The organism is Opitutus sp., from assembly GCA_024998815.1.
Taxonomy (GTDB): domain Bacteria; phylum Verrucomicrobiota; class Verrucomicrobiia; order Opitutales; family Opitutaceae; genus Rariglobus.
Genome location: JACEUQ010000002.1, coordinates 888,515 through 900,597 on the forward strand (window position 1 = coordinate 888,515; position 12,083 = coordinate 900,597).

General features: G+C 56.5%; 12 protein-coding genes. 2 read left to right on the forward strand and 10 right to left on the reverse strand.

Translation table 11 applies throughout. The annotated features are described in order from the left end of the window. Positions 1 to 31: 31 nt before the first annotated feature. The 10 genes from H2170_11635 to H2170_11680 are packed head-to-tail and all read right to left on the reverse strand — an operon-like array spanning position 32 to position 10,390. A complete protein-coding gene (locus H2170_11635; protein MCS6300729.1) occupies positions 32 to 973 on the reverse strand; it encodes a LysM peptidoglycan-binding domain-containing protein in 942 nt (313 codons plus the stop codon). A 43-nt stretch (positions 974 to 1,016) separates the two neighbouring features. After that, positions 1,017 to 2,312, reverse strand: coding sequence for a UDP-N-acetylmuramoyl-L-alanine--D-glutamate ligase (gene murD / locus H2170_11640; GenBank protein MCS6300730.1), 1,296 nt, complete (start codon positions 2,310 to 2,312; stop codon positions 1,017 to 1,019). Further along, the gene (gene mraY, locus H2170_11645; GenBank protein MCS6300731.1) at positions 2,312 to 3,424 is read right to left on the reverse strand and encodes a phospho-N-acetylmuramoyl-pentapeptide-transferase; all 1,113 of its coding nucleotides are present in this window, start codon (positions 3,422 to 3,424) and stop codon (positions 2,312 to 2,314) included. The genes murD and mraY overlap by 1 nt, the downstream gene beginning before the upstream one ends. A 7-nt stretch (positions 3,425 to 3,431) precedes the next feature. Continuing rightward, positions 3,432 to 4,832, reverse strand: a complete 1,401-nt coding sequence (gene murF / locus H2170_11650) for a UDP-N-acetylmuramoyl-tripeptide--D-alanyl-D-alanine ligase (GenBank protein ID MCS6300732.1) — start codon at positions 4,830 to 4,832, stop codon at positions 3,432 to 3,434. Between the two features lie 6 nt (positions 4,833 to 4,838). Further along, complete coding sequence (locus H2170_11655; protein MCS6300733.1) at positions 4,839 to 6,446, reverse strand: UDP-N-acetylmuramoyl-L-alanyl-D-glutamate--2,6-diaminopimelate ligase; 1,608 nt, start codon at positions 6,444 to 6,446, stop codon at positions 4,839 to 4,841. Continuing rightward, positions 6,443 to 8,320 (reverse strand): penicillin-binding protein 2, encoded by a 1,878-nt coding sequence (locus H2170_11660; GenBank protein MCS6300734.1) that lies wholly within the window; start codon positions 8,318 to 8,320, stop codon positions 6,443 to 6,445. The genes H2170_11655 and H2170_11660 overlap by 4 nt, the downstream gene beginning before the upstream one ends. A 19-nt stretch (positions 8,321 to 8,339) precedes the next feature. Further along, the gene (locus tag H2170_11665; protein ID MCS6300735.1) at positions 8,340 to 8,750 is read right to left on the reverse strand and encodes a hypothetical protein; all 411 of its coding nucleotides are present in this window, start codon (positions 8,748 to 8,750) and stop codon (positions 8,340 to 8,342) included. An 18-nt stretch (positions 8,751 to 8,768) separates the two neighbouring features. After that, on the reverse strand, positions 8,769 to 9,689 hold the full coding sequence (rsmH, locus tag H2170_11670) for a 16S rRNA (cytosine(1402)-N(4))-methyltransferase RsmH (protein ID MCS6300736.1): 921 nt from the start codon (positions 9,687 to 9,689) through the stop codon (positions 8,769 to 8,771). Between the two features lie 25 nt (positions 9,690 to 9,714). Beyond that, positions 9,715 to 9,936 (reverse strand): hypothetical protein, encoded by a 222-nt coding sequence (locus tag H2170_11675; protein ID MCS6300737.1) that lies wholly within the window; start codon positions 9,934 to 9,936, stop codon positions 9,715 to 9,717. A gap of 4 nt (positions 9,937 to 9,940) precedes the next feature. After that, positions 9,941 to 10,390 (reverse strand): mraZ, encoded by a 450-nt coding sequence (locus H2170_11680; protein MCS6300738.1) that lies wholly within the window; start codon positions 10,388 to 10,390, stop codon positions 9,941 to 9,943. 558 nt (positions 10,391 to 10,948) lie between these two features. Here H2170_11680 and H2170_11685 point away from each other — a divergent pair. Together H2170_11685 and H2170_11690 are read left to right on the forward strand one after the other, a co-directional pair. After that, a complete protein-coding gene (locus H2170_11685; GenBank protein ID MCS6300739.1) occupies positions 10,949 to 11,593 on the forward strand; it encodes a hypothetical protein in 645 nt (214 codons plus the stop codon). Position 11,594: 1 nt separating this feature from the next. Beyond that, positions 11,595 to 12,032, forward strand: a complete 438-nt coding sequence (locus H2170_11690; protein ID MCS6300740.1) for a hypothetical protein — start codon at positions 11,595 to 11,597, stop codon at positions 12,030 to 12,032. Positions 12,033 to 12,083 lie beyond the last annotated feature (51 nt).

A 12,083-nucleotide genomic window follows, 5' to 3' on the forward strand; every position in this document is an offset into this window, starting at 1 on the left:
TTACTCCGTTAGCTTAAAGACGGAACAACACTTACTGGGCCTTGGCGGCACCCGACTCCTCTACCCGAATGACCGGGGCATCGGTGGTCGACGAAGCCGGTGCAATAAAAGGCGACTCGCCTGCTGCCGGTGCTGCGGCGGGCGCAGTGTCCAGCACGGGTGAAGTGAAGACCGGGGCGACGGCGGGTGCCGTCGCGGGGGCGGGCGCTTGCGCGGGTGCAGGTGCGGGGGCGGCAGCCTTGGGTGCGGGTTTGGCCGTGGTCGTAGCGGGCTTGACCGTAGAAGTCGCGGACTTGGTAGCGGCGCTGTGGCTGCCGGGGATCTTCAACGACTGGCCCACACGCAGCTTGGTGGGGTCGGCAATGTTGTTGGCGGTGGCGATATCACCGACCTTTACCTGGTATTTTTTAGCGATGGTGCCGAGCGACTCTCCTGACTTAACGACATGAACGGTCGCTGCAGTCGGAACGGCAGCGGGGGCTGCGGCGGCAGGAACCACGGGTTTCACCTCAACACCCGCGGGGGCGGCGGCTGGCGATGAGGCCTTACCTGGGATCACCAATTTCTGCCCCAAACTCAGGCGCGAATCGGCGCGGAGGTTGTTGGCTGCGGTGAGTTGCTTGACGGTGACGCCATTTTTCTTGGCGATGGTCCAAAGGTTATCCCCCTTGGCGACCGAGTAGGTGGCCGGAGCCGTTGCGGCAGGCGCGGTCGCCTCAACAGCAACGGGAGAACCAGGGCGAGTAGGGCTAAAGCGCACTGCGGCGACGTCGGCAGCAGGGGCTTCCGTGGTGGCGCCTACAGGTGAATTCATCTCGGTTGCAGCAACTGGAGAATCGGTAGCGGCACCGGCAACAGGCGCGCCGGCAACGGTTTTTTTACCGGTAGAACGGCAGCCCGGAACAGCGAAGATACACACAAAAACGGCAGCATGGACGCCCATGACTACGCCGAAGATTTTAACAAGTTTCATAGGATGATGGATGGATTCGGAAATTGAATGGTGAGGATCCGTCTTAGCTAACGAAAGCGCCTGAGCAGTTATTCACCAGCGCGATGAACTGCAGTCCCCGATCCTCATAGTTTTTAAACTGATCAAAACTAGCAAACCCGGGACTGAGTAAAATATTGTCACCTGCTACGGCCATCTCGGCCGCTCGGCGGGCCGCTTCGGCGAGATCAACGCAGACGGTGTGCGGCATACCGGCGACTCCGGCAAACGTCGCCATCACATTACGGGTCTCCCCGATCAAAAACGAATGTTTCACCTGCGGCACCAACCTGCGGACAAAGGCAGCCACGTCGCCGCCTTTTGACTTCCCGCCTGCTATCAAAATCACCGGCGTACCAAATCCAGCAACCGCCGCCTCGACGGCGTGGAAATTGGTGGCCTTGGAATCATTCCACCACGTCACTCCGTCCTTAACTGCTACCCGCGCAAGCCGGTGCGCGCCCAGCTGAAAGCTCTGCGCGGCGGCATACAAATCAGTCTCCAGCAGTCCCTGACTACGCCACCAGGCAGCCGCGAGAATGAAGTTTTCCTGCTGCGGATAGTGGGCGAAAACCGTGCCGCGCAACAACACGTCGCCGGGCTGGCCTTCGGTTTCCACCTGCGCCTCGGCGGGCAAAGTCTGGCGCAATTTCACCGCGTAACTCTGCACGCTGCTTCCTGCAAAAACATACCCGCCCACGCTGCGCTCAAACAAGCGCCACTTGGCATGGAAATAGGATTCCATGGTGCCGTGCCGCTCCAAGTGATCCTCGGCAAAATTGGTCCAAAGTGCCGCATCGGCCCGGAAATGCCTAAGTGTTTCCGCTTGGAATGAACTGACCTCGCACACCGCGATCGAATCAGGCGCCCCGCCGTCGCGATCAACCACCAACTGTGAAAATGAAAAGCCGATATTGCCGGTTGAATACGCGTCGCGACCGACCGAACGCAGGGCATGCGTGAGGAATTCGGTCAACGTGGTTTTCCCATTTGTCCCTGTAATGGAAACCAGTGAACCACGCCAAAACAGCGAGGCAAAGTCGAGCTCGGCCAAACACACTGAGCCCGCCGCGAGCGCCTCAGCTATCCAGGGATGAGTCGGCTGAAATCCAGGTGAATAAATCACCAGTTGGTGCGCGGTTGCAGCTGCGCCCCGGAACTCACTCAGCGCGCCAGCCTTGCCGCCTTGGTCAAATATCACGGCAGTGCCGCCGATTTTTTCGATCAGGTTGCACACGGCCCGTCCACTCACACCGCCGCCAAAAACAGCGACCGGATGAGCCAATAAGGGCTGGATGAATTCAGGTACGACGAGGTTCATCAACGGATTTTCAACGTTCCTAGACCGGCAAGGGCGCACATGAGTGAGATAACCCAAAAACGCAGCACGACTTTTGTCTCCGGCCAACCGGCTTTTTGAAAGTGGTGATGAATGGGTGCCATGCGAAAGAACCGGCGGCCCTCACCGTAGCGGCGGCGTGTATACTTAAAGAAACCGACCTGAATCATGACCGAGATCGCCTCGACCACAAAAACACCTCCCACGATGACGAGCGTAAGGGGTTGTTGCACCATGAAGGCGATCATCCCGATGAGCCCACCCAGCGCCAGGGAGCCCGTGTCGCCCATGAACAACTCAGCCGGATAGGAGTTGTACCATAAAAACGCCATACCCGCGCCGACCAGCGCGCCGCAGATCACCGCGAGTTCGCCGGTCCCCGGCACGTGGCTAATGAGCAGGTATTCGGCAATCTTCACGTTGCCGGCCGCATACGCCATGATGCCGTAAACCAACGCGACGGTGATGGTGCAACCAATCGCCAGACCATCGAGCCCGTCGGTGAGGTTGATCGCGTTGCTGAACCCAACCACCCAAAAAAAGACTAATACAAATAGCACTGCCACCGGCATAGCAGTGAGAATCGGATACTTAATAAACGGGACCCATAACTCGCGGATTTTATCCGAGCTGGTCGGATGCAGCACCAAGGCCGCCAAGGCGATGATGGTGATGAGCGTCTGCCAGCCCATTTTCTCGCGCGAGGAGATGCCGTCCCGGTTTTTTTTGACCACCTTGAGGTAGTCATCGCGAAATCCAACCCCAGTCAGCGCGGTGTAAACAAAGAGCGATACCAGGACCCAGATATTCGGTTGGGCCCAGAGAACCGTGCTGAAGAAGACGGAAAAAAAAATGAGCAACCCACCCATAGTCGGGGTGTTTTTCTTGTCGAATTTCTGCGCAAGATCACCGGTGCGATCATCGTCGTAATGTTGCCCAAACTTGAGTGCGCCCAGCTTACGGATGAGCCAGGGCCCAATCACAAAGCCGATCAACGTGGCCGTGCCCGCCGCCATTAGGGTGCGCAGCGTGATGAACCGCAGCACACGCAGCGGTCCCCATACATTTTCGTAGTCGGCCAGATAGCTGAACATCGTTGGATTAGTGCGCGTCGGTTGCAGCCGTACCGCTTAAAATGGTTTCCAGTTTATAACGGCGGCTTCCCTTGATGAAAACCGCACCCCGAAATGCTGCGAGTCGTTCACGGACCGGATCGAGGGTTGCGACAACCTCGACCTGTGAAGCCACTGCCAAATGGCCGAGCGCCCCCTCCCGAACGGATTCGGCGGCATCGCCGATCACCATGAGCTGATCTTGACGGCGCAAGCGAATCGAACGGCCCAGTGCGCGATGGTACATCGGGGATTCAACCCCAAGCTCCTCCATGCAACCAATCACCAATAATCGAGGGTCGCTTTCTGGGGCGACCGCATAAAACGCATCCAACGCATCCCCCATGGCAGCGGGGTTGGCATTGTAGCAGTCGATATAAAGCATGCGGCCTTCCTCGCGCCGAAGTTCACCGCGCAACGCGGCAGGCTGCCAACTCACCAGACGCTCGCGAATTGTTTCGGCCTTCACCCCAAGCAACAACGCAGCTCGAATCGCGAGTGCTGCGTTTTGCGCCATGCCATCCGACACCCGGCGAAGGACAAAATTCAACGCTTTGCCCGAGACTGAATCACGCATGGCAATGAGCGTCTCATCCGCACATTGGATTAACGTGAAAAATGTATTCGCCAGCGGCTGGTCTGCCGGGATGGGTAAATCCGCACGTCCCAGCCGCCAAGCATTTACGCGAAGGTCACGAAACGCGGCGAATTGGCAGCAGGATTGAGGAAACAGCGCCGCGCCTCCGGTGCGGACCGCAGCAGGTAACGCCGCCTTGGCTGCGGCAACCCCTTCAAGCCCGCCTAACTCCTGCAAATGAGCAGGCCCCACAAAGGTGATAATGGCGAAATCCGGCTCAATCATTCCGGCCAGAACTTCCATTTCGCCCGGTCCGCTGATCCCCGCCTCAATTACCGCAAATTTGTGCCGTAATGGATCCAGCCGGGTAAGCGTGAGGGGGACACCGAGGTGGTTATTAAGATTACCTTCAGTCGAAAGCACACCGCCGCGTTCGCCACCCAATAAAAGCGCAAGAAGGTTCTTGGTGGAGGTCTTTCCGGCGCTTCCGGAAATACCAATCACCGGCCCGCGAAATGCCCGCCGATGCGCACGGGCAATGCACTGAAACGCAACCAAAGGATCGGCGACGACAAGCTGAGCCAATCCCAAATCAGGATTAGCCCGAGTGACAATCGCGGCACTGGCACCCGCATTCTGAGCCGCCAGCAAATAATCATGGCCATCCCTTTTCTCTGTGCGCAGTGCGACAAACACCTGCCCGTTGCGCAACTGGCGCGTATCCGTGGTGAAGCTGGTGAGTGGTGCCCCCGGAAGGCTCGTCCATTTGCCGGATGCCCAGGCAGCAATTTTATCTGGAGAAAAATCAGGCACGGTGAATCAAACTGAGCGTTTAATTTTTTTAATCTCGATGAGCTCACGTACGACCTGGCGATCGTCGAAAGGGCTCACGGTGTCAGCAAACTCCTGATACGTTTCATGGCCTTTGCCGGCGATCAGCAGGCAGTCCCCGGGCTTGGCCATGTCGAGAGCAAGGCTGATGGCGCGGCGTCGGTCCTCGATCCAGGTCATCTTGAGCGGTGCCGTTACGCCGGCCTGCATGTCATTGAAAATTTGCGTGAGCGGCTCGCCACGCGGGTTGTCGGCGGTGGCGAGGGCAAAGTCCGCGTAGTCTTGGACTGCTTTGACCATCATTGGGCGCTTAGCGCGGTCGCGGTTTCCGCCGCAACCAAACACGACCAACAGACGGCCGGGCGTGATCGTGCGCAGCATCCCGAGCGCGTTGCTCAAAGCGTCATCGGTGTGGGCGTAGTCCACCAGAACATTGAAAGACTGACCTTCCTCGATGCGCTCCATGCGACCCGGCACACCGGAAAAATTGCGCAGGCGTGCAATTAACATACTGGGATCGCGTCCCAAGCCCCAGGCAGTGGCGAAGGCGGCCAACAGATTGCTCACATTGTAGCGACCAATCAGAGGTGAATCGACCAGCGCTTCCCCTGTGGGCCAGACCAGCTTGAAGGTGGTGTTTTTGAAGTTAAGTGACACCTGCTCCGCCCGCACCTGCGCCGTGGCGTTTTCACCGTAGGTAACCACCTTTGCCCCCGGCACACTGGTGTGGATATAATCGACCAAGCGCACGCCGTAAGGATCGTCGGTGTTGACAATGGCAACCTTGGGTTCTGCTCCGGTGTGCCCGGTGAAGAGACGCGTCTTCACCTCAAAATAAGCCTCCATCGTCTTGTGATAATCGAGATGGTCGCGTGTGAGATTGGTGAAAATGGCGGCACCAAAATTAAGTCCCAGCACGCGCTGTTGGTCGATACCGTGCGAACTGACTTCCATCACGGCTTGCTTGCAACCCGCATCGCGCATTTGCGCGAGCATGCCAAAGATGTCCAGCGACTCAGGTGTAGTCTTGTAAGACGGCACGGTGCGAGCACCAAGGTCGTAGTTAATCGTGCCGATCAAACCCACGCGCGGCCCGTCATTGAGGAGATGTTTAACCAGATGCGTCACGGTGGTCTTACCATTTGTACCTGTGACACCAACAACCTGAAGATCACGATCGGGGAATTTATAGAACCGCTGGGCTACGCGTGCGAGCGTGGCCCGAGCATCGGCGACTTGGATAAACGTCACTTTTGCCGGCGTTGGGGTCGGGATCTTTTGGGTCACCACCGCAACCGCGCCCCGGTTGACGGCTTCATCGATGTAGGAAGCGCCATCCGCACGCAGACCTGGTAAAGCAAAAAAGAGTGTGCCGGGAACGACACGCCGACTGTCCATGACCAAACCCGAAATGGGGCGATCGAGCGATCCCTTGACGGCGATCGCCTCTTTCTCACTGAAACAATCGGAGAGTTGGGGGGCCATTTTGAAGACGCGGTTGGTGGTTGAATCAGTGGAGTGACGCGGGGTCGCCGCTTGACGCGGTTGTCTAAACGCATGAATCAAGGCGTGATTCTGTGTGAGATAGCCGATCATCGATGGCCGCCCTCCATGACCAGCAAGTTCCGACCTGGAACAATCACGGGCTTGATATCCAGATACTGGATAAGTTGCTCGGCGATATGCTTAAAACTAGGGGCTGCCACGGTGGAACCATAGGCGATACGACCACTGGGAACCCTAGCATCGTCGACGATGACACTAATGACCACACGAGGGCGGCTAGCCGGGAAAAAGCCAACAAACGAACCCACGTGATTACGGTCGGAATAGTGACCGTTAATGAGCTTTTGTGCGGTCCCGGTTTTGCCTGCGACCTCGAAGCTTGGAATGGCGGCCATCGGCGCAGTTCCCTCCTTGGATGCCACGCCTTCAAGCATGCGGGCCATCTGCTCAGCCGTCTTCGTTGAAAGAACCTGCCGGCGAACCGAACCCGTAAAATTATACACAGCCTCACCGTTATTATCGGCCACTTGGCGAATCACCTGCGGGCGCATCAACGCGCCGCCACTGGCGATCGTCGCCATGGCGTAATGAATCTGCATTGGAGTGGCCGATATGCTGTAGCCTGCGGAAATGCGGGTGATATCCACGCCGCTCCATTTGGCCGCTGGATTAAGGAATCCCGAAACTTCGCCACCAAAGGGAAACCCACTTTTCTCACCGAAACCAAAGGCACGGGCATAACGGTAGAGCGTCTCTTCCCCGAGCTTCATGCCGAGCTGCGCCGCACCCACATTACTCGAATGGCTGATGATCTCGGCGACGGTCAACGGGTGATCGAAGCGGTGATCATCCTTCATGAAACGGCGCGGCTTTCCTTTGTATTCAATAGAGTCGATCGAACAATCAAACCGCGAGGCAGGCGTGACTAATTTATCATTAATGGCACCGGAGGCCGCTACGATTTTGAAGGTCGAGCCCGGATCGAGGACATCCGTGATGGCGAGGTTGCGCATCGTGCCCATCGCCTCTTTCGAGAGTTCGTTATATTCGTTGAGGTTGAACGTGGGGTAATTTCCCAGTGCCAGCACGAAGCCGCTGTGCGGCTCACTGACAATCACAGTGACCTTGGCGGGGTTGAACTTTTTGACGATTTCATCGATCTCCTGCTCAACGATGTGTTGGATGGCGGCATCGATGGAGAGCCGCACCGTGTATCCGGCGGTCGGACTCACCTCACGATTGCGAAACTGGGCAAGTTCACGGCGAAGGCCGTCTTTTTCAGATTCGCGCCAACCATCCTGGCCGCGCAGATAAAAATCCGCAAACGCCTCGAGTCCAGCGGCGGGCTCACCGGCTTTGTTGACGAAACCAATCAGGTGGGCGGCCAGTTGATTATGCGGGTAGGCACGCGTGTAGGTGCGGTTGCCGTAGACGCCCTTGATATTGAGGCGTCTGATCTGGTCATAGGTCGACTCCTCAACGGTGTCGCTGAGTTTGGCCCAACGGATCAATTTTTCACCGGAGGGTAACGTCTCGTCTGCGGTACTATCCTCGGGCGTCGCCGAAGCGGCCGCGACAGACATTTGGACTGCAACGGGTTTTGCCAATGGAGCAGTGCGTGATTTGGTCGTAAGAATTCGACGCACTTCGGACTGAGGCAAGTTGAGCAGCTTGGCCAATTCAGGCCACTTGGACTCGTCCGCTTTAAGCAAAGCCTGCGGGTCAACGCCTAGAACGATCAGCGAACGAGACGTCGCCAAACGATCGCCCTTGTCATCGAGAATATCGCCACGTTTAGCGGGCTCCACAGTGATTTGGCGACGCGCACGGTCAACGTAACCCATCAACCGCTCACGCTCGAAAACATGCAGATCCAACAAGCGCACGGCGATGCACCCAAAGCAGGCAACTACGCCGACTCCGAGTAAAACGATGCGATAATTGGAGGCGAAGCCTTTCGACATGGGGTTAATTTTCCAGCGATCAACGATAGTTGTTCACCACCCTGAAACGCACCGGGGCCACGGTACCGCTAACGACCGCTTCCGGCGAAAAAACCTCGGCGTTGTTACGCGAGGCTAGAAGACGCTCAGGGGATTCACTCACCCGAACCACCTGGGGCTCCTTGGGCAGTACCAAACCCAGTTTCCACTCGCTGTTGCGCCGTGCGAGCACGTCGATCGACTGCTCGGCGGTGATCTGGGTATTGAGCTCGGCGAGATGCCGCTCGGACTCGATGATACGCTGTTCGAGCTGCTTGGTATTATTGGCTGTAAGCGAAATCTGGTGACGCAGCCATACCGTGCCGAGGCCGATAGAGCCGCTGAAGCAGATCATAACCAGCGTATAAACAAGAAGCTGGTTCACGAAAGCCTGGGAGGAATTCTTCTTCATTCTGAAAAGGTGTTTGGACTAGAGTTTACGAAGGGCGCGCAGCTTGGAGGAGCGGCTGCGGGGATTGGCGACGATCTCTTCTGCGGAAGGAGTGACCGGGCGACGGAAAAGCAGGTCGGCGTGTTTAACCCGCAAGTCCTGCGGACGGTGGTCGTCCTCGCCTTCGGGCAGGCCGGCGAGGTGGCGGAAAAAGTTTTTGGCGATCCGATCCTCCAGCGAGTGAAAGCTAATCGCACACAGGACGCCGCCCGGGGCCAGGCGCTCAAAGGCGGCCGGCAGCGCGCGCTCAATGGCGCCGAGCTCGTCGTTGACAGCGATACGAATGCCCTGAAAGGACCGCGTAGCGGGATGAATTTTAGAGGTGAACCGATCGCGCGGCGGAATGGCTTCCGCTATGAGTGTCGCCAATTGAGCGGTGCGCGCCAACTGCCCCGTGCCACGTGCGGCGACCAATGCCCGCACCACGTGGCGCCAGTTCTTTTCCTCACCATAACCGCGGATGGCTTGAACGAGTACCTCCTCGGGCACAGTCTCCAACCAAACCGAGGCAGGCACGCCCGAACGCGGATCCATGCGCATGTCGGCGGGCGCATCATTACGGAACGAAAAGCCCCGCTCGACTTCATCGAGTTGAAAGGAAGAAACCCCGAAGTCGAAGAGGATACCGTCGAACTTCCCAAGTGGTAATTCAGCGAGATGCCCAAAATCACGGTCGATGAGCGAGAAACGGCCCTCAAACTCAAGACGCAGCACCTCGGCGCGAGGTTGGGCGGCGGGGTCACGATCAAGCGCGACCACATTGACCTCCAAAGCGGACTCCAAAATCGCCCGGGTGTGGCCACCACCACCGAAGGTCGCGTCCAGATAGCGGCCGCCGGCCCGAGGCGCTAAAGCCTCGAGGGTCTCGCTTAACAAGACAGGATTGTGGCCGGACAGCATGGTATCGAAAATTGATTCACACTGCCTAGCGCGCGTCAGCGACCACCGCGCGTAACGTGGGGTGCAAGAAGAGCGGGCCGCCCAACCAGACCGGTCGTGCTGCGTGGGCGGCGGCAAGGTTGCTCTTAACAAATCGGACGCAAGCTGCCGTGGAGGAGCCCACGGAAGCGACCAAACGCTGGCGGCGTCCGAGTCGGGCCGGAATTTCCAGCGAGCGGATCGGAAGAGGGAGACGGCGCGTTGTCATAAAATTATATACCGAGTCGGCGCATGAGATCGCCGAAATTCTCGCCGGCGGTCCGCTGCTCCACACGGGTCCAGCGGTCGGGGCTGTAGAGGCTGAATTTGGTGAGCGATCCCACCAGAACGGCGTCCTTGGCGATACCGGCATGCGTCAACAACTCAGCATTGAGCATGATGCGCCCCTGCTTATCGAAGCCGAGGGTCTGCGTTTGCGCAAAAAACCGGGCGGCAAAATCCTGGCCGGAACCGTCGGACAAAGCGATCGCCTCAATTTTGGTGCGCAACTTGGCAATTTCTTCCGGCGGCAATACCGCAATGTACCCATCAGGGTGCGGGGTCGCCAAAAACTGCTCTCCCTCTGCATGGGCAGCACGCCACCCCGACGGAATCGTGACCCGATTCTTGTCGTCGAGGGTGTGCCTAAAAAGGCCAGTGTAAGAGTTGCCGGATTGAGCCATGAAGCCATGAAAGGGAAAGCCCCCCATTACACCCCATTTCAACCCACTAACCCCCACGCCGGTCAAGATAACTTCACTAAATTTAATACAAAACCGGTAATGATACCTGTAAGACGTGTAAGACGGCAGAAGTCATAACGACCAACCCCAAGCCATAACGACAGAAGCGACACCCATTAACACCATAAACCAATATTCATGAATAAAATATAAAATAAAAAGCCTACTCCCATCACTACCATTTTACAGCTTGGCATAGGGCTGAATTTACAGGAAAATCCCTCGAAGGTTCAAAATTGTAAATTTAGCCTTAAATTTTCGCCTGAAAATGCCCTAACTCATAACTACGGCATATTTTTAGAAACCTCCTTTTGGCTCGGGGAAGAAGCCATAACGACAGCAGAAATCCCCACAAAACCCTTATCGGAAAAAATCTTCAAAAAAACAGAATCAATGGATAATTCACCCACCCAAACGGTATCAGGAGTACATGGAACTGATTACGAAAACATCGCCGCCCTCACTTTTCAGGCGAGGGTCAATCCCTGATTTCCCTTTATGGACGACGAGGTATTCCACCAAATCACTCGGATTCACGAACATTTCGCGGACACGAAAAACTACTTTCACCTGCTGCGCCACACCACGAATTTGGCATCAAGATACAACTGGTTCGCCTCTCGAAGCCTGTCCATGCCGATGGCAAATCTGCCTTCGGATGTTGTTCAAGAGCTGGTGGCACAGCTCCTGGAAGAGGACATTAAGTCCCCGACAAGACGCAGGTTACCGGAAGATGTCGAAATCGGGAAAGCTCTGCGCATGCAAATTCGCAGCAAGCTCAGCGCCCTGTTTGAATCGAGAGAAAATCGCACTCTGCGACGCGAAACAGACTTGGCTAAGGACGAATCTGAAGAAAGTTTTGCCAATTCGGTTTTTGATTCCGACGCCCTGTTCAGGGATAAAACTGAGAAGATCGAACACGAATCTCGGTCGGCTATGGCCGAGCGAATTGATCGTTTCTTGGACTTCGTTGCCGATGACCCTCTTGTCCATGCAATGATCATTCTAGCTCGAGACGAAGATATTTACAAACCGGCCGAGGCCGTTGCAGACCGGCTGGACGTAACCGTAAATGACATCTACATTGCTAAAAAGAGAATGCTGTCTGCAGGGCGTCGATTCATCCAATCCGAAAAAAATTGAAATGAGCGTTGATAACACAACACCAGGTAAAAAGCGTATCAGATTCTCGGATTCAGCCATTAAGCTCATTACCGGAGAAGAAGACATCGATTTACCCAAGACCGAGCAGGAACTAAAACAGGAATTGCGTGAATCAGGCATTGATCCCGAGGCCGCATGGCAGAAAACCAAAAAGCTGCTGGATGCTGCTGGAGGTCGATTGAAATTGGAAACTGCGCGACGTGAGCGCCTCGCTACGGTTACTCGTGCTGCAACCTCTAAAGTCAGTATCGAGGATACCCGGGAATTTCTGATCGAACAGATCAAACGACTGCTTGCGATTGAGCCTGCAGCCGCAGTCTACGCCAGAAAATGGGAAGACGGTGACCTCAACGCATTGATTTCACTTCGAGACAAGCTCTCCAGCACCAGCGCCCGCGCCCAAAAGCATGCCAGCTGATCCACGCCTGCTGACCGCTGTGAGCGGCGGCGCGAACACCGTCTATTTCTG